Consider the following 19,909-nt stretch of genomic DNA (forward strand, 5'->3'; position numbering starts at 1 on the left):
AGAGGAGCGGCCGATGGAACCGGATGCGTCCGGGGGACACCCCGAGTCGATAGCATCGGAACCCGCTGATCCCGACCCATCATCGCGAGGAGTACCCGTGTCCACCGTGTCCGAACTGCGCATCACCCTCGACGGGAGCGAGCGGGCGGTGCCGGCGGGCACCACCGCCGGGCAGGCACTGGAGGCCGACGGCCGCACCGTGATCGCCGCCCGCGTCAACGGCGAGTTGCGCGACCTCGCCGGGGAGCTGAGCGGCGGCGACGCCGTCGAGCCGGTCGAGATCGGGTCGGACGACGGCCGGGCGATCATGCGGCACTCGGCGGCGCACGTGCTGGCGCAGGCCGTCCAGGAGCTGTTCCCCGAGGCGAAGCTCGGCATCGGCCCGCCGGTGGAGAACGGCTTCTACTACGACTTCGACGTCGCCGAGCCGTTCACCCCCGACGACCTCAAGCGCGTCGAGAAGCGGATGCGCGAGATCGTCAAGCAGGGCCAGCGGTTCTCCCGCCGCGCCGTCTCCGACGACGACGCGCGCGCGGAACTGGCCGCCGAGCCGTACAAGCTGGAGCTGATCGGCCTGAAGGGCGCCGGCCCGGTCGAGGACGCGGCCGACGGCGCCGGCGTCGAGGTCGGCGGCGGCGAGCTGACCATCTACGACAATCTCGACGCCAAGTCCGGCGAGCTGCGCTGGAAGGACCTGTGCCGCGGCCCGCACCTGCCGTCCACCCGCGTCATCCCCGCGTTCAAGCTGATGCGCTCCGGCGGCGCCTACTGGCGCGGCAGCGAGAAGAACCCGCAGCTCCAGCGGATCTACGGCACCGCCTGGGAGTCCCGCGACAAGCAGGACGAGTACCTGAAGTTCCTGGAGGAGGCCGAGAAGCGCGACCACCGCAGGCTCGGCGCCGAGCTCGACCTGTTCTCCTTCCCGAACGAGATCGGCAGCGGCCTCGCCGTCTTCCACCCGAAGGGCGGCGCCGTCCGCAAGGTCATGGAGGACTACTCGCGCCGCCGGCACGAGGAGGAGGGGTACGAGTTCGTCAACACCCCGCACATCTCCAAGGGCCACCTGTTCGAGACCTCCGGGCACCTCGGCTGGTACAAGGACGACATGTTCCCGGCCATGGAGGTCGACGGCGGCGACTACTACCTCAAGCCGATGAACTGCCCGATGCACAACCTGATCTTCCGGGCGCGCGGCCGGTCCTACCGGGAGCTGCCGCTGCGGCTGTTCGAGTTCGGGTCGGTGTACCGGTTCGAGAAGTCGGGCGTCGTGCACGGCCTCACCCGCGTCCGCGGCATGACCCAGGACGACGCGCACATCTACTGCACCGAGGACCAGATGGGCGAGGAGATCAAGCGGCTCCTCGACTTCGTCCTCGGGCTGCTGCGCGACTACGGCCTGAACGAGTTCTACCTGGAGCTGTCCACCCGCGACGAGTCCGAGAAGTTCATCGGCTCGGCGGAGATGTGGGAGAAGGCGACCGCCGCGCTCCGCGAGGCCGCCGAGTCGACCGGGCTCGACCTCGTCCCCGACCCGGGCGGCGCCGCGTTCTACGGCCCCAAGATCTCCGTGCAGGCCAAGGACGCGATCGGCCGCACCTGGCAGCTGTCCACCATCCAGGTCGACCCGAACCAGCCGGAGCGGTTCGGCCTGGAGTACCAGGCGGCCGACGGCACCCGGCAGCGGCCGATGATGCTGCACCGGGCGCTGTTCGGCTCGATCGAGCGGTTCTTCGGCGTGCTGCTGGAGCACTACGCGGGCGCGATGCCGCCGTGGCTGGCGCCGGTCCAGGCGGTCGGCGTCCCGATCGGCGACGGCCACGTCCCGCACCTGGAGAAGGTCGCGGCGCAGCTGCGCGAGCACGGCATCCGCGCCGAGGTCGACACCTCCTCCGACCGGATGCAGAAGAAGATCCGCAACGCGCAGAAGCAGAAGATCCCGTACATGCTCCTCGCGGGCGACGACGACGTCGCCAAGGACGCGGTGTCGTTCCGGTACCGCAGCGGCGAGCAGCGCAACGGCGTCCCGATCGCCGAGGCGGTCGAGGAGATCGTCAAGGCCGTCGAGGCCCGCATCCAGATCTGACCCGGCCGCACCGCGCCCGTCCGGCGCGGGCGCGGTGCCCGGAGTTGGTAGCCTCATCGACCACGTTTCGACGACGACCGGGGAGACAGCGGAGATGAGATCCAGGAGGCCGGCGCGGCGGGCGCGGTCGCTCTGGGCTCGGATCGCCGGCTACACCGGCACCCTGCTGCTCGTCGCGGCGGCCGCCGCCGTGCTCCTCATGCCGCTGATGGACGACGGGGACAAGACCGCCGCCGGCGCCCAGGGGACGGTGAGTCCTTCCGCGCAGGCGGGCGGGCAGACCGGCGCTCCGGGCGGTTCCGGGCTTCCGGCGACCCCGACGAACCCGGTGCCGCAGCAGAACGGGAGCGGCCGGCCGTATCCGGGCGGGCAGAACGGCGGCTCCGGCGGGCAGGGCGGCGGGCCGGAGTTCCCCGCCCAGAACGGGGCGGGCGAGGTCGGCTGGTGCCCCAAGGGGACGGCCTTCTACAAGGCCGCCCAGAAGGGGGTGGACGTCGTCGTCACCGTCGCCTCCAGCGGCGCGATCCGCGCGGAAATGTCGCTGCGCGGGCGGTCGCCCGAGTCCCAGCAGACCACCGTGCGCAGCGGCGGCCCGCACGCGTTCCACTTCACCCGCGTCCAGCCGCAGCTGGTCGAGCGCGTCAAGGTCACCACGGTCTCGGTGGGCGTCTCCATGCAGACGTGCTACGCCCGCGCGGGCGCCTGACCGGCGCCGGCATGGCGGACGTCCTCGACGGACACGTTGACGGCGGCGACCCGCATCCCCAGCATCATGCCCGCCACCCGCGCGACGTTGGCCTTCACGACCTTCGCCACGTCCCTGATCACGATGCCGTACTGGACGGCGATGGCGACGTCGATGACGACCTCGTCGCCGTCCTTGCGGACCACCCGCACGTTGCCCGCCGACTCGCCCTGCGCGGTGAGCGCGGCGACGCCGTCCACCTCCAGCGCGGCCAGCGCGGCGATCTTCTCGATCACCGTGTCCCCGATGGTGATGCGGCCCTCCACCGGCGCGGTCAGGTCGCCGGACGACCCGTGCAGCGTCATCGGCAGCGCGTTCGGCCCCGACGACAGGACGCCCCGCGGGGGAGGGACCTGCTGCTGCTGCGCCGTCGGCGCGGTCAGCGGCGCCTCCTGCGGCGGCGCGGTGCCCGGGCGCCCGGCGGGTGCGCCGGGGAAGAGCGGCCTGGCGGCGGGCTCCGGCCCCTGGTCGGCGTTGCCGGTGTGGCGCTTGTCGAGCCCGGTCATGATCGCTCCCTGGGGTTCGGTGGGGTGACCATGGTGTCGGAGCGACGCGCTGGACGTCACGCAGGCACCGGATCGCGGGCGCGTCCGGGGGCGCGCCGACGGGCCATGCTAAGGGATCCCGGCTGCGGCCACGCGGCCGCCTCTCTCTATGCTGCTGGTCAGGCCGTGAACAAAAGGAGACCGCCGCGTTGAGCGCAGATCCGGAGGAGTCCGTGGGACAACAGGGGCGCGAGGAGGCGTCCGGGGCCGTGGCCGGAGACGAGCGCACGCCCCGCTACGAGGAGGAGAGGGGCGGCGCGGGCGCGCCCGACAACTTCCAGCGGCTCTGGACACCGCACCGGATGGCCTACATCAAGGGCGAGAACAAGCCGACCGGCGCGGACTCCGGCGACGGCTGCCCGTTCTGCGAGATCCCGAGGATGACCGACGAGGAGGGCCTGATCGTGGCCCGCGGCGAGTCGGTGTACACGGTGCTGAACCTCTACCCCTACAACTCCGGGCACCTGATGGCCGTCCCTTACCGGCACGTCGCCGACTACGCCGACCTGGAGGAGCCGGAGTATCTGGAGCTGGCCGCGTTCACCCAGCGGTCCCTCACGGCGCTGCGCAAGGCGAGCGGCGCGCAGGGCTTCAACGTCGGCATGAACCTCGGCCTCGTCGCGGGGGCGGGGATCGCGGCGCACCTGCACCAGCACGTCGTCCCGCGCTGGGGCGGCGACACCAACTTCATGCCGGTCGTCGGGCACACCAAGGTGCTGCCTCAGCTGCTGCGCGACACCCGGCGGATGCTCGCCGACGCCTGGCCCGCCTCGTGAAGCGGCCGGTGCTCGTCTACGACGGCGACTGCGGGTTCTGCACGTCCTCGGTGCGGTTCCTGGAGCGCCACGTGCACGCCGGCGCCACGGTGGCCGCGTTCCAGTTCGCCGACCTGGACGCGCTCGGCGTCACGGCCGAGCGGGCGGAGTACGAGGTGCTGTGGATCGACCGCGCCGGACGCGTCAGCGGAGGCGCCGAGGCCATCGGACGGCTGCTGACCGCCGCCGGCGGCCCCTGGAAGGCGCTCGGCGTGGTCATGCGGATCGCGCCCGTCAGCTGGGCGGCGCACGGCGTGTACCGGCTCGTCGCTAACAACCGGCACCGGATGCCGGGCGGGACGGCGGCGTGCATGCTTCCCGCGGCGCAGCGTCCGGGCGCCCGCGGCCGAGCAGGCCGGTGAGGCGCTCCAGCGGCAGGAACGCCGCCAGCCAGATGGCGTGCGGGAGGAAGTGGATCGTCATCAGCGCGTAGGTGACGGCGTGGAAGCCCGCGAAGAACAGCACCAGCAGGTACAGGGGGCGGCCGCGCAGGAACAGCAGCGCGGGGGAGACGGCCTCCGCGGTGAACATGATCCACTGGCTGGCCTTCAGCAGCACCGGGTAGCCGATGAGGCTCCGTCCGAACGCGGTCCCGCGCCGGCTCAGCGCCCACTGGACGGTCGAGCCGTTCGGCCACGCCGGGAACCCGCCGATGCGCACCTTCGCCCACGCGGACAGGAAGTAGGCCGCGACCACCCCGATCTGGATGCCGCGCACCGACCACGCCGCCGCCTCGCAGCGCCGCGTGTCGCGGATCCCGGCGCGCCCCGCGCTCGGCAGGACGAACAGCGCGACGACGAGCGCCAGGTGGTCGTGGTCGACCTTGCCGTACGACATGCTGATCGTGACCCACCACAGGTACCCGCACGCGCACAGGTAGCCGCTCGCGCGGGGCAGGACGCGGCCGGTCGCGGCGACGAGCCCGGCCGCGACGGTCACCACCAGCAGCGTGTACATGGCCCACGGCGTCGGGGCGGGCAGGTGCAGCAGCCGCCCGAGCAGGACCGGACGGTACAGGTCGGCGGGCAGCCGCGCGTGCGCCAGGGAGCTGCTGGTCAGCAGGAGCATGTCGATCGGCAGGAACACGTAGCCGAGGATCCGCAGCCAGGCGATCCGGGCACGGGGGACCGGCCCGAACCACCAGCGGCCCCACGCGGTGCGCTCCGGATCGGGCGCGTCCCCCGCGGGCCGGACGGGGCGGGGCGCCTCCGGCGTCGCGGCGGCGGTCATCGGACGTTCCAGACGACGCGGTTCTGCTTCAGCGTCGACACGACCTTGCCGTGCCTCAGCTTCTTGATCTCCTGCACGACGTAGATCCTGGTCAGCCTGGGCCCGCCCGGGTGCAGCCTGCGCTGCCCGTCGGCGACGCCCTGCAGCATGGACGGGTCGCGGACGATCCGGTCCATCTGCCCCTCGATCTCCGCGCGCTTCATGCCGGTGCCGGCCGCGTCGCGGGACAGCTCCACATGCGTGCCGGCCGCGGTGTCGGCCTCCAGCCAGTAGGAGCTGATCGCGCCGCCGTCGTCCTTGACCGCGAACGCGAACTGCGTCATCGGGCCGAGCGGGAAGTCGTCGTTGCTCCCGTACGAACTGGTGTAGAACAGCGCGCCGACGACCGCGACGCCCGCGAACGACCGCCAGAGCCGCGCACGCGGCGCGAGCCGGAGAGGGGGATGATCCACAGGGCAAGCCTAGAGCCCCGCCCGGCGGTGCGGGCGGGGCTCCGGGCCTTCGGCCGGTGCGGCTAGGCGTCCTTGGAGTCGGCGGCGAGCTTCTCGGCGAGGTGCGTCGGGAGCGGCTCGTACCGCAGGAAGGTGCGGTTGAACGTGCCGGTGCCCTGCGACATCGACCGCAGGTCGATCGCGTACCGGACGATCTCCAGCTGCGGCACCTCCGCCTTGATCATCGTGCGGCCGCCGGGCACCGCCTGGGAGCCGAGCACCCGGCCGCGCCGCGAGGTGAGGTCGGACATGATCGCGCCCACGTACTCGTCGGCGATCAGCACGTCCACCTCGTCGACCGGTTCCAGCAGCAGGATCGGCACCTGGCCCGCCGCGTCCTTGAGCGCGAGGGCCCCGGCGGCCTGGAACGCCATGTCGGAGGAGTCGACCGAGTGCGCCTTCCCGTCGTGCAGGGTGACCTTGATGTCGACCAGCGGGTACCCGGCGGACACGCCGCGCCCCATCTGCTGCCGGACGCCCTTCTCGACCGACGGGATGAACTGCCGCGGCACCACCCCGCCGACGATCTTGTCGACGAACTCGAAGCCCTCCCCGGACGGGAGCGGCTCCACGTCGACGTGGCAGATGCCGTACTGGCCGTGCCCGCCGCTCTGCTTGACGTGCCGGCCGAGGCCCTTGGCGGCCCCGCCGAACGTCTCCCGCAGCGGGACGCGCAGCTCGATGCGCTCGACCTCGACGCCGTACCGGCTGTGCAGCCGGTCGATGAGGACGTCGGCGTGGGCCTCGCCCATGCACCACAGCACCAGCTGCCGCGTCTCGGCGTTGTTCTCCAGCCGCAGCGTCGGGTCCTCGGCGACGAGGCGGCCGAGCGCCTGGCTGAGCTTGTCCTCGTCGGCCTTGGACTTGGCGCGGATCGCGACGGGGAGCAGGGGGTCGGGCATCGACCAGGGCGCCATCACCATCGGCGAGCCCGAGTCGGACAGGGTGTCGCCGGTCTCGGCGCGGCCGAGCTTCGCCACCGCGCAGATGTCGCCGGCGATGCAGGACGACGCGGTCCGCTGCGTCTTGCCGAGGGGCGAGGTGAGCGCGCCGACGCGCTCGTCGACGTCGTGGTCCTCGTGGCCGCGCTCGGCCATGCCGTGCCCGGAGACGTGCACGGTCGTGTCCGGGCGCAGCGTCCCGGAGAACACCCGGACCAGCGAGATCCGGCCGACGTAGGGGTCGGAGGTGGTCTTGACGACCTCGGCGACCAGCGGCCCCTCGGGACTGCAGGAGATCTCCTTCGGCGGCCCGCCCTGGACCGAGGTCACGGGGGGGATGCCGTGTTCGAGGGGGGAGGGGAACGCCTGGGTGATGATCTCCAGCAGCTCCATCATGCCGACGACCGGGCCGGGATGGTCGCCGTGCGGGACCGACGTCGCGAGGACGGGGTAGAAGCTGCCGCGGGCCACCGCGGTCTCCAGGTCCCCGATGAGCGCCTTGACGTCGATCTCCTCACCGGACAGGTACCGGTCCATGAGGGTCTCGTCCTCGCTCTCCTGGATGATCCCCTCGATCAGCGACGCCCGCTGCTCGGAGATCTGGTCCAGGTACTCCGGGTCGGGCATGCACTCGACGCGCTCCCCGCTGGAGTAGTCGAGGCAGCGCTGCGACAGCAGCCCGATCAGGCCCTTCAGCCCGTCCCCGCCGGCCGCCGGGAAGTACAGCGGCGCGACGCCCTCGCCGAAGACGTCCTGGCAGGTCATGACCACGTCGTCGAAGTCGCCGCGCTGCTGGTCGACCTTGGTGATGACGACCGCGCGGGGCATCTGCACCGCCGCGCACTCCTCCCAGATCATCCGGGTGAGCCCGTCGATGCCGTCCACCGCCGAGATCACGAACAGCGCCGCGTCGGCGGCGCGGAGCCCGGCCCGCAGGTCGCCGACGAAGTCGGCGTAGCCGGGCGTGTCGATGAGATTGACCTTGACGTCCCCCTGCACGAGGGGGGCGAGCGCGAGGTTGACCGAGCGCTGCTGGCGCACCTCGACGTCGTCGAAGTCGCTGACGGTGGTGCCGTCCTCGACCTTGCCTGCCCGCTGCAGCGTGCCCGTGGCGGCGAGCAGCGCCTCGACGAGCGTGGTCTTGCCGGCCCCGGAGTGGCCGACCAGCGCGACATTGCGCACCTTGTCGCACCCGCCGGCCTCCGGTGCCCTGCCGGAGCCTCCCGGGTGGCCTCCCTTGTCCGCCATGACTACCTCCTCGGACGGGCCTCGCGGAGGCCCGCGTGCGGCTGGGGCCCGGCCCGGCGGGCCCGGCCCTGACGTCCGAGTGCGGCGTCCGACCTCGTATCGCGCGTGACCGACGTCACACCCGTGTCAACACCCTTTCCCGGGATCGCCGGGACCACAAGGGGTGAACGACAAACAACCGTGATCTGTCCGGGGCGGTGCGCCCCCAAACCCCGCTCTGACCACCGGTCCGCCGCGCCCGCACTACGATGGGCGCGCTACGGCGGACGGCCCGCCCCTGCGCGCGACGGCCGTCATCCCGGGACCAGAAGAACGGACGGCGATGCTCAACAAGATCAGGCCCGCGCTGGGGCGCGTCCTCACCCCCGTCGGGCAGGCGGTCGCGCGGACCGGGGTCTCGCCCAACGCCATCACCGTCATCGGCACGGTGGGCGTCGCCGCCGGCGCGCTGGTGCTGTTCCCGCGGGGCGAGTTCTTCTGGGGCACGATTGTCATCACCGCGTTCGTGCTGTTCGACATGCTGGACGGCGCGGTCGCCCGGGTCACCGGGAAGATCTCGAAGTTCGGCGCGTTCCTGGACTCCACCATGGACCGGGTCGCCGACGCCGCGATCTTCGCCGGGCTGATGATCGGGCTGGACCGGGACGGCCAGGGGCCCCTCGCCGGCGTCGCGCTGTACTGCCTGGTCTCCGGTGTCGTGGTGTCCTACGCCAAGGCGCGCGCCGAAGGGCTCGGCTACACCTGCAACGTCGGCATCGCCGAACGCGCCGAGCGCCTCATCGTGGCGCTGGTCGCGGCCGGGTTCGACGGGCTCGGCGTCCCCTACATCCTCGCCGTCGCGCTGTGGGCCCTCGCCGCGCTCAGCACGATCACGGTCGGGCAGCGGTTCGCCGCCGTGTACGCCCAGGCGAAGGACGGCGCCGGCGCGCGGAACGGGGCCGGGAACGGGGCGCCGGACGGGGCCGGGAAGACGCCGGAGCCGCGTCCATGACCACGCCCCGCCGCGGCGAGGGCGCCCCCTCGCTGCGCGACGAGGTGACCGACGCCGCCTACGCGATGGGCTGGACGGTCGTCCGCAAGATGCCGGAGAGCGCGGCCCGGCTGGCGTTCACCGCCCTCGCCGACCGCACCTGGCACCGCTACGGCACCGGCGTGCGGCAGCTGGAGCGCAACCTTTGCCGCGTCCTCGGCAAGGACGCCGTCGACGACGAGGTCCGCGTCCTCAGCAAGAAGGTGCTGCGCTCCTACTTCCGCTACTGGCTGGAGGTGTTCCGGCTGCCCGAGTACGACCGGGCGCGGATCCTCGGCCGGATGCGCGTCACCGGCGAGAAGAAGATCTTCACCAACCTCGACTCCGGGCGCGGCGTCATCCTCGCGCTGCCGCACATGGGCAACTACGAGCACGCCGGCGCCTGGCTGGTGCACTGCGGCTACCCGTTCACCACGGTGGCGGAGCGACTCAAGCCCGAGTCGCTGTTCGACCGGTTCGTCGAGTTCCGCGAGAGCCTCGGCATGGAGGTCCTCGCGCACCGGGGCGGCTCCGCGTACGGGCGGCTGGCGCAGCGGCTGCGCGCCGGCCGGCCGGTGTGCCTCGTCGTCGACCGCGACCTGACCGAGAGCGGCGTCGACGTCGAGTTCTTCGGCGCGACCGCCCGGATGCCGGCCGTCTCCGCCGCGCTCGCGCTGCAGACGGGCGCCGCCCTCATTCCCGTGACACTCTGGTACGAGGGCGAGTATTGGGCGGCGCGGGTCCACGCGGAGATCCCCGCCCCTGCCGGGGGCGGCAGACAGGAGAAGATCCAGGCCATGACCCAGGAGCTCGCGGGCGTCTTCGAGGACGGCATCGCCGCCCACCCCGAGGACTGGCACATGCTGCAGAAGGTCTGGGTGGACGACCTGGCCGGCGACCCGGCCGGCGGCCGAAGATGAGGGCCGCCGGATGAGGGCCGGGATCGTCTGCCCCTACACCTGGGACGTGCCCGGCGGCGTCCAGCAGCACATCGGCGACCTCGCCGAGGCGCTGATCTCGCTCGGCCACGAGGTGTCGGTGATCACGCCCGCCGACGACGACGCCGACCTGCCGCCCTACGCGGTGGCGGCCGGGCGCGCCGTCCCCGTCCCCTACAACGGCTCGGTGGCCCGGCTGGCGTTCGGGTTCCTGTCGGCCGGGCGGGTCCGGCGCTGGATCAACGAGGGCGGCTTCGACGTCCTGCACGTCCACGAGCCCGCCGCGCCCTCCCTCGGGATACTCGCCTGCTGGGCGGCGGACGGCCCCATCGTCGGCACCTTCCACGCCTCCTACGAGAAGTCGCGGATGGTGTCGGTCACCGCGCCGATCCTGCGCAGCGCGCTGGAGAAGATCACCGGCCGGATCGCGGTGTCGGAGGCCGCGCGCACCACCCTCGTCGAGCACCTCGGCGGCGACGCCGTGCTGATCCCGAACGGCGTCGCCACCGAGCGGTACGCGATGGCCGAGCCGCTGCCCGGCTGGCGGGGCCGCGCCGACGCGCCGCACGGGAGCGGCGACGGGGGAGCGCTCGGGTTCCTCGGCCGGATGGACGAGCCGCGCAAGGGCCTGCAGGTGCTGCTGCGCGCCTTCGAGATCCTCGGCCGCCGCCGGCCGGGGCTGCGGCTGCTGCTCGCCGGGCCCGGCGACGCCGACGACGTGGTGTCGCGGGTATCGCCCGAGCTGCGCGACCGCGTCGTCGTCCTCGGCCTGGTCAGCGAGGCGGACAAGGTCCGCGCCTACCACTCGGTGGACGTCTTCGTCGCGCCCAACCTCGGCGGCGAGAGCTTCGGCATCGTCCTCGCCGAGGCCATGTCGGCGGGCGCGCCCATCCTCGCCAGCGACATCGAGGCGTTCGACCGGGTGCTGCGCGGCGGCCGGGCGGGGGCGCTGTTCCCGGCCGGCGACCACGAGGCGCTCGCCGCGGCGGCCGGCGAGCTGCTCGACGACCCGGCTCGCCGCAAGCAGCTGTCCGCCGAGGCCCGCGCCGCCGTCCGCGCCTACGACTGGTCGGCCGTGGCCCGCGACGTGCTGCGCGTGTACGAGACCGTCACCGACGGCCGCCCCCGGGTCGTCGAGTCCGGCCTCGGGGCCCCGTAGGCGGTAGGGAGGCCCCTGGATGTCCTACGACTGGATCATCGACGTCCTGTTCTGGATCGCCGTCGTCTTCCTCGTCGGCGTGTACGTGTCGTGGCGCGCCACCCGCCTGGACCGGCTCCACGTCCGCGTCGAGACGGCCCGCGCCGCGCTGGACGCCGCGCTGGTCAGGCGGGCCGCGGCGACGCTGGAGCTGGCCGCGTCCCGGCTCCTGGACCCCGCCACCAGCCTGGTGCTGGCGACCGCGGCGCACGAGGCCCGCACCGCCGACGCCGACGGCCGCGAGTTCGCCGAGAGCGACCTGTCGCGGGCGCTGCGCGCGGCCGTCGACCAGCCCGGGTTCGTCGACGCCCTCGCCCTCCACGGCGGGGACGGCAAGGCGGTGCTGGAGGAGCTGTCGTCGGCCGCCGCGAAGGTCGCCTACGCCCGCCGCTTCTACAACGACGCGGTGTCCCAGGCCCGGATCGCGCGCCGCAAGCCGCTCATCCGCGTCCTGCCGCTCGCCGGCCGCGCCCCGCTCCCGGACTTCTTCGAGATCGACGACGATCCGCCCGGGATCTGAACCGCCGGGTTTGATCACACGGGCCCCTCGCGGCCGTACCGCTGGACGGGCGGGCGCACCAGATCACGTTCGCTACCCTCTGGCAGACCGTCCAAGGGAGGGGTACATCGTGCGATCCGTATGGGGCACCACCCGGGGCCGCCTGGCCGCGGGAGTCGGCGTCCTCGCCCTCGGCGCCGCCCTGCCGGCCTGCTCGGACTCGAAGGAGCCGGAGTCGGCGCCGCCGCCGCGCAGCACGGGGGCGCCGTCGCCGAGCCCGTCCGAGCCGGCGGCGCACCCGTTCAACGGCGGCACCAAGGGGCTGGGCAACCCGGTCCTCGCGGTCAAGATCGAGAACACGAAGCCCGCGCTCCCGCAGAGCGGTGTGTCGGCGGCCGACATCGTCTACGTGGAGCAGGTCGAGGGCGGGGAGACCCGGCTGATGGCGGTCTACTCGTCCAAGCTGCCGAAGAAGGTCGGGCCCGTCCGCAGCGCCCGCATCTCCGACCTGCACATCCTGCCGCAGTTCGGCCGCCCCGCCTTCGCGTTCTCCGGCGTCCAGAGCAAGATGAAGAAGTACGTCCGCAAGGCGCCGGTGTACGACATCTCGCAGGAGAGCGCGGGCGGCGCCTACTTCCGGTCCGGCGCCAAACCCATCCCCTACAACCTGTACGCCGACCCCAAGAACCTGCTGAAGCGGGCGCCGAAGGCCGCGAAGCCGCGCGACATCGGCTTCCGCTTCGGGGACGCCCCGGACGGCGGCAAGCCCACCAAGTCGTTCACCGCCAAGTGGCCGGCCGCGACCATGGGGTTCACCTGGTCGGCGAAGAGCAAGCGGTGGCTCGCCAGCTGGGGCGGGCGCCCCGACCGCGCCGCCGAGGGCGGACGGCTCGGCGGCAAGACGGTCGTCATCCAGTACGCCAAGACGACCCGGTCGAAGTTCCACGACTTCCTCGGCAGCTACACGCCGCTGATCCACACCACCGGCACCGGGCGGGCCGTCGTCCTGCGCGACGGGAAGTCCTACAAGGCCAAGTGGTCGCGCCCTTCGGAGGACAAGGGGACCACCTACACCACCGCCGACGGCAAGCCGATGAACTTCGACCCCGGCCAGGTCTGGGTGCTCCTCGTCAACGACGGCAAGCCGTACACCCCGTAGCGGCAGCCCGCTAGCGGTTGTGGCGGCCGTCACTTCGTAAGGCACCGGTGCTTCGCCTTGACACTCTGCCGGGGTGAGAGGGCACGCGAGCAGGCAATATCATGGAAAGCGACTTGTCGTCCGTCCAGTGAGGAATGCCCGTGTCCACTTCCACTCCCGTCCCTGACAACGCCGCGCCCGAGACCGGGACCGCCCGCGTCAAGCGCGGCATGGCGGAGATGCTCAAGGGCGGCGTGATCATGGACGTCGTCACGCCCGACCAGGCGAAGATCGCCGAAGACGCCGGCGCCGTCGCCGTCATGGCCCTGGAGCGCGTGCCCGCCGACATCCGCACCGAGGGCGGCATCTCCCGGATGAGCGACCCCGACATGATCGACGGGATCATCGGCGCGGTCTCCATCCCGGTGATGGCCAAGGCCCGCATCGGCCACTTCGTCGAGGCGCAGGTGCTGCAGGCGCTCGGCGTCGACTACATCGACGAGTCCGAGGTGCTCACGCCCGCCGACTACGACAACCACATCGACAAGTGGGCGTTCACCGTCCCGTTCGTGTGCGGCGCGACCAGCCTGGGCGAGGCGCTGCGGCGCATCACCGAAGGTGCGGCGATGATCCGCTCCAAGGGCGAGGCCGGCACCGGCGACGTCTCCAACGCCACCACCCACATGCGCAAGATCCGGCAGGAGATCCGCCGGCTGCAGAACCTGCCCGAGGACGAGCTGTTCGTCGCGGCCAAGGAGCTGCAGGCCCCGTACGAGCTGGTCAAGGAGGTCGCGCGGGCCGGGAAGCTGCCCGTCGTGCTGTTCACCGCAGGCGGCATCGCCACCCCCGCCGACGCCGCCATGATGATGCAGCTCGGCGCCGAGGGCGTCTTCGTCGGCTCCGGGATCTTCAAGTCCGGCAACCCGGCGCAGCGCGCCGAGGCGATCGTGAAGGCCACCACCTTCCACGACGACCCTGATGTGCTGGCCAAGGTGTCGCGCGGGCTCGGCGAGGCGATGGTCGGCATCAACGCCGCCTCGCTCGGCGCGGACCAGAAGTTCGCCGGCCGCGGCTGGTGACCGTTGTCCGCCCGGTCCGGGTGACCGGGCGGATACCGGGGTACCCCCTCCACAGCGGGCCCTGACAGGGTTTACGCTGACGGCGCGGCCGGTGGAGGAGCTCCTCCTCCGGGCGGTGCCCGGCCGCGGGAGGGGAGAGCATGGCTTGGTCGGTCGCGCTGGCGTGCGCGAGCGCGGGTGAACCCGCCGAGGTGTTCCGGCCGGGCCTGGTGCCCGATCCGGACACCGCCGCGACGATCGCGCGCGGGCTGTATCCGGCGGCCACCCTGACCGAGACCGGTGACACGGTCCTGGACTTCGCGCTCTGGCCCTACGAGGACGAGCTGTTCGTCGGGGCGTTCGAGCGGGCCCTGCTGCTGTGCGACCGGCGGCTGTACTGCCTCGACGACGACGCCCGCCGGATCGCCGACACCGCCGCGGCGGCGCTGCCCGGCGCGCACTGCGGCGTCCTCGTGCTGCACAACGTCGTCCGCGGCTGCTGGTTCCGCTGGTACGACTCCGGCGAGCTGCGCCGCGACGTGTTCGTCACCGCCGAGGACGGCGTCGTCGTCGACCAGGGCGAGCGGCTGCCCGCCGAGCGGCCGTTCTGGCGGGCCATCGACGCGGGCGCCGCGGACGTCCCGCTGCCGTTCGACCCGGAGGAGTTCGGCCTCGCGCTCGCCCAGGAGCACATGTTCGGCCGCGGCATCGCCGACCGCGGCAAGGACGGCTTCCTCCCGCTCGAACTCCCCGTGCGCCGCTTCAAGCACGCCTGACCGACGCCCGGAGCGGAGCGCCAGGGGAAGATCGGCCAGGTCGTCGGGCGTTGTAAGCAACGTCTAGGGTTGAGATGCCCCCCTGTGCCCCCGGAAGGTTTCCACGTGACCGCTGTGCCCACGATCGGTGTCCTCGCCCTGCAGGGCGACGTGCGCGAGCACGCGCGCGCCCTGGAGGCGGCCGGAGCGCGCACCCTGGCCGTGCGCCGCCCGGACGAGCTGGAACGGGTCGACGGGCTGGTCCTGCCCGGCGGGGAGTCGACCACCATGTGGCGGCTGGCGCGGTCGTTCGAGCTGCTCGGCCCGCTGCGCAAGCGGATCGAGGCGGGCATGCCCGCGTACGGCTCCTGCGCCGGCATGATCATGCTCGCGGACCGGATCCGGGACGGCGCGGCCGGCCAGGAGACCGCCGGCGGGATCGACATGACCGTGCGGCGCAACGCCTTCGGCAGGCAGGTCGACTCGTTCGAGGCCGACGTCCCGCTGACCGGTATGGGCGACACGCCGTACCACGCCGTTTTCATCCGCGCGCCCTGGGTGGAGTCCGTCGGCGCGGCCGTCGAGATCCTCGGACGCGCGGAGAGCGGCCAGAACGCCGGTAGGATCGTCGCCGTCCGCCAGGGGCGCCTCATGGCGACCGCGTTCCATCCGGAGTTGACAGGCGATTTCCGCGTGCACCACTACTTCGCCGATCTGGTGCGCCGGACGACAGAGGAGGATTGACAGATGTCCGGCCATTCCAAGTGGGCGACGACCAAGCACAAGAAGGCGGCCCTCGACGCCAAGCGCGGCAAGCTCTTCGCCAAGCTGATCAAGAACATCGAGGTGGCGGCCCGCACCGGCGGCGGCGACCCCGACGCCAACCCCACCCTGTACGACGCCATCTACAAGGCGAAGAAGAACTCGGTCCCCAACGACAACATCGAGCGCGCCCGCAAGCGCGGCGCCGGTGAGGAGGCCGGGGGCGCCGACTGGCAGAACATCACCTACGAGGGCTACGCGCCCGGCGGTGTCGCGGTCCTCATCGAGTGCCTGACCGACAACCGCAACCGGGCCGCCTCCGAGGTCCGCGTCGCGCTCACCCGCAACGGCGGGTCCCTCGCCGACCCGGGCTCGGTCTCCTACATGTTCGCCCGCAAGGGCGTCGTGATCGTCCCCAAGTCGGGCACGAGCGAGGACGAGGTGATGATGGCCGTGCTGGACGCCGGCGCGGAGGAGGTCAACGACCTCGACGAGGAGAGCTTCGAGGTCGTCAGCGAGGCCGGTGACCTCGTCGCGGTCCGTACCGCCCTCGTGGACGCCGGGATCGACTACGAGTCGGCGGAGAGCAAGTTCCTGCCGAGCGTCACCGTCCCGCTCGAAGAGGACAACGCCAAGAAGGTCTTCCGCCTCCTCGACGCCCTGGAGGACTCCGACGACGTCCAGGACGTCTACGCCAACTTCGACGTGAGCGACGAGGTCATGGCCTCGATCGACGCCTGACGCACCGCCGCGCGAACGCCGCCGCCCGCGCCGGGCGGCGGCGTTCGGTGTCTCCGCCATGGCATACGGTCTGGATCATGGAGATCCGCACGCTGGCATGGGAGGAGCACGGCGCCGTCCGCGACATCCGGGCGCGCGCCTTCGGGCCGCTGTCGGACGAGGCGTGGCGGTGGCGCATGGAGGCGCTGCACCGGCCGTCGTTCGAGACCGGGCGGCAGTTCGCCGTGTTCGAGGACGGCCGGATCGTGGCCACGGCCGCGCTGCACGAGATGACGCAGTGGTGGCACGGGCGGGCCGTGTCCATGGGGGGCGTCAGCGGGGTCACGGTCGCGCCGGAGGAGCGCGGCCGGGGTCTCGGGCGCGGCCTGGTGACCGGCGTGCTGGAGCGGTGCGCCGCGTTCGGGCATCCGCTGGCCGTGCTCTATCCCGCGACGACGCGGCTCTACCGGCTGCTCGGCTGGGAGCACGCGGGCGCGCAGCACCACATCGAGTTCCCCGCCGAGGTGCTGCGCACCGTCGCCGCCGGGCGGGTCCCCGTCCGCAGGGCGGGCCCGCAGGACGCCGCGGAGGTCGCCGCCGTCATCGGCCGCACCCACGAGTCGGCCCGCGACTGCGGCCCGGTGGGCTGGACGGAGCCGAGGTGGCGGGGAGCTCTCGGCAGCCGCGACGACTACGCCTACCTGGCGGAGGACGGATTTCTCTCCTACCGCTGGAGCGAGGGCGGCTCCGGGCTGGAGGTCAACCGGCTCGTCGCGTCCTCTGAGGCCACGTTGAGGGCCTTGTGGGCGATCGTCGGGTCCGGGTCGTCGACCGCCGAGACGATCCGGGCGTGCGTGTCGCCCATGGATCCGGTGCTGTGGCTGCCGGGCGAGCGCGAACACGAGAACGTCCACCGGAGCCAGTGGATGCTGCGCGTGGTGGACGCCCCGGCCGCGATCGCCGCCCGCGGCTACCCGGCGGGCGTCACCGCCGGGGTCCCGCTCGACATCGACGATCCGCAGCGTCCCGCGAACTCCGGGCACTGGCGCCTGGAGGTGAAGGACGGCGAGGGGCGTCTCGAACGCTCCGCCGAGGACGCGGGAGCCGTGCGCCTCGGGCCCCGCGGCCTGTCGGCCCTCTACGCGGGCGTACCCGTGCCCACCCTGCGGCGGTCCGGCCTGCTCCAGGGCGGGGACGCGGACGCCCTCTCGGCCGTGTTCGCGGCCACGCCGTTCTCGCTGGATTACTTCTGACCGGCCACGCGGATTGATAGCGTTGTCGGCCGAACAGGTGATCGAAGGAGCGGCCGTGCGGGTGATGGGGGTGGACCCCGGTCTCACCCGGTGCGGGGTGGGGGTCGTCGAGGGCGCCCCCGGAAAGCGCCTGCACCTGGTGCACGTGTCGGTCGTGCGGACCGCCCCCGACGAGGACCACGCCCTGCGCCTCGTGGGCATCGAGGCGGGCATCGAGGCGCTGATGGACGACCTGCGCCCCGACGCCGTCGCCGTCGAGCGCGTGTTCTCCCAGCACAACGTCCGGACCGTGATGGGGACGGCGCAGGCCGCCGGCATCGCCATGCTGGTCGCGGCCCGCCGCGGGCTCCCCGTCGCGCTGCACACCCCGAGCGAGGCCAAGGCCGCCGTCACGGGGAACGGCCGCGCCGACAAGGCGCAGGTGGCGAGGATGGTGACCCGGCTGCTGTCGCTGGAGGCGGCGCCGAAGCCCGCGGACGCGGCCGACGCCCTCGCGCTGGCCATCTGCCACGTGTGGCGCGGGGGAGCGCAGCAGCGGCTCGCCCGCGCCCAGCGGTCGAGGATCGAGGAGGCGGCCAGGGCCGAGCGCGAACGGCTCGCCGCCCGAGGACGAGGAGGAACCCACCAGTGATCGCGTTTGTCAGCGGCCGGGTGGCCGCCGCCGGCCCCGACGGGGCGGTGATCGACGTGCACGGCGTCGGCCTGGCCGTGCAGTGCACCCCCGCGACCCTGGCCGGGCTGCGGGTCGGCGAGGAGGCGAGGCTGCCGACCTCCATGGTCGTCCGCGAGGACTCCCTCACCCTGTTCGGGTTCGCCGACGACGACGAGCGCACCGTCTTCGAGCTCCTGCAGACCGCCAGCGGGATCGGGCCCCGCATCGCCCTGGCGATGCTGGCCGTGCACACGCCGAACGCGCTGCGCCGCGCCGTGTCCACCGAGGACTTGACCGCCCTCACCAAGGTGCCCGGCATCGGCAAGAAGGGCGCCCAGCGCATCGTCCTGGAGCTCCGGGACCGCCTCGGCGGCCCGGTCGGGGACGGCGCCGGCGACCTGCGCGCGCCCGCCCGCGCCGAGCCGTGGCGCGAGCAGGTCCAGCTGGGCCTGATCAACCTCGGCTGGTCCGCCAAGGACGCCGACGGCGCCGTGGACGCGGTCGCCGCCGACCTCGACGGCGGCGCCACGCCCCCGGTCGCCGCCCTGCTGAGGTCCGCGCTGAAGAAGCTGAGCAAATGACGAGCGGGAGCGAACCGGGGGGTCGCCCCCCGCACGGAGCGATGAGCCCGGACGGCGAGGCCGAACGGCTCGTGTCGGGGGCCGCCGACGGGGTCGAGGAGCAGATGATCGAGGCCGCGCTGCGGCCGAAGAAGCTGGACGACTTCGTCGGGCAGGAGCGGGTGCGCGAGCAGCTCTCGCTGGTGCTGCACAGCGCGCTGCGGCGCGGCCGGACGCCCGACCACGTGCTGCTGTCCGGCGGGCCGGGGCTCGGCAAGACCACCCTGGCCATGATCATCGCGGCGGAGCTGGGGCAGCCGCTGCGGATCTCCTCCGGGCCCGCCATCGAGCGGGCCGGCGACCTCGCGGCCGTGCTGTCCACGCTGGCCGAGGGCGAGGTCCTGTTCCTGGACGAGATCCACCGGCTGGCCCGGCCCGCCGAGGAGATGCTCTACATGGCGATGGAGGACTTCCGCGTCGACGTCGTCGTGGGCAAGGGGCCGGGCGCGACCGCGATCCCCCTCGACATCGCCCCGTTCACGCTGGTCGGGGCCACCACCCGGGCGGGCATGCTGCCGGGGCCGCTGCGCGACAGGTTCGGCTTCGTCGCGCACATGGACTTCTACGAGCCCGCCGAGCTGGAGATCATCGTGCACCGGTCGGCGCGGCTCCTGGACGTGGAGATCGACGACGCGGCCGCCGCCGAGGTGGCCGGCCGCTCCCGGGGCACGCCCCGCATCGCCAACCGGCTGCTGCGCCGCGTCCGCGACTACGCCGAGGTCCGCGCGGACGGCACGATCACCCAGGAATCGGCGCGGGCCGCCCTCGCGTTGTACGAGGTGGACGAACGGGGCCTCGACCGGCTCGACCGTTCCGTCCTGGAGTCGCTGATGCGCAAGTTCGGCGGCGGGCCCGTGGGCCTGTCGACGCTGGCCGTGTCGGTGGGGGAGGAGCCCGAGACCGTCGAGGTCGTCGCGGAGCCGTTCCTCGTCCGGCAGGGGCTCCTCGCCAGGACGCCGCGCGGGCGGATCGCGACGCCCGCCGCGTGGGCGCACCTGGGCCTCGCCCAGCCGCCCACGGCGCCGATGGCGGGGACCCTGTTCGCGCTGGACGAGGCCACCGAACAGCCGGAATAGTGATCATCTGATAACGGGTTGGGAACTTCCCGGCGTCGCCGATCGTCACGTCGTTGCCGGGGTCTCGCGTACTCTCTAGACTCCGGGACTTGGTTCACCGTCTCCAGCCGGCGGTCCCGTTGCACGTGGCCGA

The 19,909-nt window shown here is 72.9% G+C and carries 21 protein-coding genes; 17 read left to right on the forward strand and 4 right to left on the reverse strand.

Annotation, left to right across the window (positions count from 1 at the left end):
• Positions 1-97: 97 nt before the first annotated feature.
• Both thrS and E1293_RS09660 read left to right on the forward strand, forming a co-directional pair.
• Positions 98-2,083 carry a threonine--tRNA ligase gene (gene thrS, locus E1293_RS09655; protein WP_132196068.1) on the forward strand — a complete coding sequence of 662 codons (1,986 nt, stop codon included), beginning with the start codon at positions 98-100 and terminating at the stop codon, positions 2,081-2,083.
• Between the two features lie 94 nt (positions 2,084-2,177).
• Entirely contained in the window at positions 2,178-2,789 is a 612-nt protein-coding gene (locus tag E1293_RS09660) for a hypothetical protein (protein ID WP_132196070.1), read from the forward strand.
• On the opposite strand, the gene E1293_RS09665 is transcribed toward E1293_RS09660, so the two are convergent.
• A complete protein-coding gene (locus E1293_RS09665) occupies positions 2,768-3,334 on the reverse strand; it encodes an Asp23/Gls24 family envelope stress response protein (protein WP_132196072.1) in 567 nt (188 codons plus the stop codon). The two genes, E1293_RS09660 and E1293_RS09665, sit on opposite strands and share 22 nt — an antisense overlap.
• 248 nt (positions 3,335-3,582) lie before the next feature.
• Here E1293_RS09665 and E1293_RS09670 point away from each other — a divergent pair, with 248 nt between their 5' ends.
• Both E1293_RS09670 and E1293_RS09675 read left to right on the forward strand, forming a co-directional pair.
• On the forward strand, positions 3,583-4,149 hold the full coding sequence (locus E1293_RS09670; protein ID WP_243716132.1) for an HIT family protein: 567 nt from the start codon (positions 3,583-3,585) through the stop codon (positions 4,147-4,149).
• Between the two features lie 8 nt (positions 4,150-4,157).
• Positions 4,158-4,550 (forward strand): thiol-disulfide oxidoreductase DCC family protein, encoded by a 393-nt coding sequence (locus tag E1293_RS09675; RefSeq protein ID WP_243716129.1) that lies wholly within the window; start codon positions 4,158-4,160, stop codon positions 4,548-4,550.
• Here the strand turns inward: E1293_RS09675 and E1293_RS09680 are convergent.
• The 3 genes from E1293_RS09680 to E1293_RS09690 form a co-directional block, all read right to left on the reverse strand.
• Positions 4,459-5,418: a hypothetical protein gene (locus tag E1293_RS09680; protein WP_132196076.1), complete on the reverse strand. Its 960-nt coding sequence runs from the start codon at positions 5,416-5,418 to the stop codon at positions 4,459-4,461. The genes E1293_RS09675 and E1293_RS09680 overlap by 92 nt on opposite strands.
• Positions 5,415-5,870, reverse strand: a complete 456-nt coding sequence (locus E1293_RS09685) for a hypothetical protein (RefSeq protein ID WP_132196078.1) — start codon at positions 5,868-5,870, stop codon at positions 5,415-5,417. The genes E1293_RS09680 and E1293_RS09685 overlap by 4 nt, the downstream gene beginning before the upstream one ends.
• 62 nt (positions 5,871-5,932) lie before the next feature.
• Positions 5,933-8,098, reverse strand: coding sequence for an elongation factor G-like protein EF-G2 (locus E1293_RS09690; RefSeq protein ID WP_132196080.1), 2,166 nt, complete (start codon positions 8,096-8,098; stop codon positions 5,933-5,935).
• A 322-nt stretch (positions 8,099-8,420) separates the two neighbouring features.
• On the opposite strand from E1293_RS09690, the gene pgsA reads away from it, so the two are divergent.
• From pgsA to ruvB, 13 genes are all read left to right on the forward strand, one after another.
• Complete coding sequence (pgsA, locus tag E1293_RS09695; RefSeq protein WP_132196082.1) at positions 8,421-9,089, forward strand: phosphatidylinositol phosphate synthase; 669 nt, start codon at positions 8,421-8,423, stop codon at positions 9,087-9,089.
• The gene (locus tag E1293_RS09700) at positions 9,086-10,027 is read left to right on the forward strand and encodes a phosphatidylinositol mannoside acyltransferase (RefSeq protein WP_207938756.1); all 942 of its coding nucleotides are present in this window, start codon (positions 9,086-9,088) and stop codon (positions 10,025-10,027) included. Before pgsA ends, E1293_RS09700 begins: the two co-directional genes overlap by 4 nt.
• Before the next feature lie 10 nt (positions 10,028-10,037).
• Positions 10,038-11,204, forward strand: coding sequence for a glycosyltransferase family 4 protein (locus E1293_RS09705; RefSeq protein ID WP_132196084.1), 1,167 nt, complete (start codon positions 10,038-10,040; stop codon positions 11,202-11,204).
• A 19-nt stretch (positions 11,205-11,223) separates the two neighbouring features.
• Positions 11,224-11,763 carry a LemA family protein gene (locus tag E1293_RS09710; protein WP_132196086.1) on the forward strand — a complete coding sequence of 180 codons (540 nt, stop codon included), beginning with the start codon at positions 11,224-11,226 and terminating at the stop codon, positions 11,761-11,763.
• Between the two features lie 109 nt (positions 11,764-11,872).
• Positions 11,873-12,901, forward strand: coding sequence for a DUF3048 domain-containing protein (locus E1293_RS09715; protein WP_132196088.1), 1,029 nt, complete (start codon positions 11,873-11,875; stop codon positions 12,899-12,901).
• Between the two features lie 134 nt (positions 12,902-13,035).
• Positions 13,036-13,959, forward strand: a complete 924-nt coding sequence (gene pdxS, locus E1293_RS09720) for a pyridoxal 5'-phosphate synthase lyase subunit PdxS (RefSeq protein WP_132196090.1) — start codon at positions 13,036-13,038, stop codon at positions 13,957-13,959.
• A gap of 140 nt (positions 13,960-14,099) precedes the next feature.
• On the forward strand, positions 14,100-14,714 hold the full coding sequence (locus E1293_RS09725; protein ID WP_132196092.1) for a DUF6928 family protein: 615 nt from the start codon (positions 14,100-14,102) through the stop codon (positions 14,712-14,714).
• 105 nt (positions 14,715-14,819) lie between these two features.
• Positions 14,820-15,437, forward strand: a complete 618-nt coding sequence (gene pdxT / locus E1293_RS09730) for a pyridoxal 5'-phosphate synthase glutaminase subunit PdxT (protein WP_132196094.1) — start codon at positions 14,820-14,822, stop codon at positions 15,435-15,437.
• Positions 15,438-15,440: 3 nt separating this feature from the next.
• Positions 15,441-16,196 (forward strand): YebC/PmpR family DNA-binding transcriptional regulator, encoded by a 756-nt coding sequence (locus E1293_RS09735; RefSeq protein ID WP_132196096.1) that lies wholly within the window; start codon positions 15,441-15,443, stop codon positions 16,194-16,196.
• Between the two features lie 77 nt (positions 16,197-16,273).
• Positions 16,274-17,428 carry a GNAT family N-acetyltransferase gene (locus E1293_RS09740; RefSeq protein ID WP_132196098.1) on the forward strand — a complete coding sequence of 385 codons (1,155 nt, stop codon included), beginning with the start codon at positions 16,274-16,276 and terminating at the stop codon, positions 17,426-17,428.
• A gap of 55 nt (positions 17,429-17,483) precedes the next feature.
• On the forward strand, positions 17,484-18,059 hold the full coding sequence (gene ruvC / locus E1293_RS09745) for a crossover junction endodeoxyribonuclease RuvC (RefSeq protein ID WP_132196100.1): 576 nt from the start codon (positions 17,484-17,486) through the stop codon (positions 18,057-18,059).
• Complete coding sequence (gene ruvA / locus E1293_RS09750) at positions 18,056-18,661, forward strand: Holliday junction branch migration protein RuvA (RefSeq protein WP_132196102.1); 606 nt, start codon at positions 18,056-18,058, stop codon at positions 18,659-18,661. The genes ruvC and ruvA overlap by 4 nt, the downstream gene beginning before the upstream one ends.
• 104 nt (positions 18,662-18,765) lie before the next feature.
• Positions 18,766-19,776, forward strand: coding sequence for a Holliday junction branch migration DNA helicase RuvB (gene ruvB, locus E1293_RS09755; protein ID WP_424923615.1), 1,011 nt, complete (start codon positions 18,766-18,768; stop codon positions 19,774-19,776).
• Positions 19,777-19,909: the final 133 nt, after the last annotated feature.

It is taken from the genome of Actinomadura darangshiensis (genome assembly GCF_004349235.1).
GTDB lineage: Bacteria > Actinomycetota > Actinomycetes > Streptosporangiales > Streptosporangiaceae > Spirillospora > Spirillospora darangshiensis.

Excerpts from the sequence above, each read along its gene's own strand:
- E1293_RS09660 (WP_132196070.1), top strand. The coding sequence starts at position 2,178 with ATGAGATCCAGGAGGCCGGCGCGGCGGGCGCGGTCGCTCTGGGCTCGG.
- E1293_RS09665 (WP_132196072.1), bottom strand. The coding sequence starts at position 3,334 with ATGACCGGGCTCGACAAGCGCCACACCGGCAACGCCGACCAGGGGCCG.
- E1293_RS09680 (WP_132196076.1), bottom strand. The coding sequence starts at position 5,418 with ATGACCGCCGCCGCGACGCCGGAGGCGCCCCGCCCCGTCCGGCCCGCG.
- E1293_RS09690 (WP_132196080.1), bottom strand. The coding sequence starts at position 8,098 with ATGGCGGACAAGGGAGGCCACCCGGGAGGCTCCGGCAGGGCACCGGAG.
- pgsA (WP_132196082.1), top strand. The coding sequence starts at position 8,421 with ATGCTCAACAAGATCAGGCCCGCGCTGGGGCGCGTCCTCACCCCCGTC.
- E1293_RS09700 (WP_207938756.1), top strand. The coding sequence starts at position 9,086 with ATGACCACGCCCCGCCGCGGCGAGGGCGCCCCCTCGCTGCGCGACGAG.
- E1293_RS09705 (WP_132196084.1), top strand. The coding sequence starts at position 10,038 with ATGAGGGCCGGGATCGTCTGCCCCTACACCTGGGACGTGCCCGGCGGC.
- E1293_RS09710 (WP_132196086.1), top strand. The coding sequence starts at position 11,224 with ATGTCCTACGACTGGATCATCGACGTCCTGTTCTGGATCGCCGTCGTC.
- pdxS (WP_132196090.1), top strand. The coding sequence starts at position 13,036 with ATGCCCGTGTCCACTTCCACTCCCGTCCCTGACAACGCCGCGCCCGAG.
- E1293_RS09725 (WP_132196092.1), top strand. The coding sequence starts at position 14,100 with ATGGCTTGGTCGGTCGCGCTGGCGTGCGCGAGCGCGGGTGAACCCGCC.
- E1293_RS09735 (WP_132196096.1), top strand. The coding sequence starts at position 15,441 with ATGTCCGGCCATTCCAAGTGGGCGACGACCAAGCACAAGAAGGCGGCC.
- E1293_RS09740 (WP_132196098.1), top strand. The coding sequence starts at position 16,274 with ATGGAGATCCGCACGCTGGCATGGGAGGAGCACGGCGCCGTCCGCGAC.
- ruvB (WP_424923615.1), top strand. The coding sequence starts at position 18,766 with ATGATCGAGGCCGCGCTGCGGCCGAAGAAGCTGGACGACTTCGTCGGG.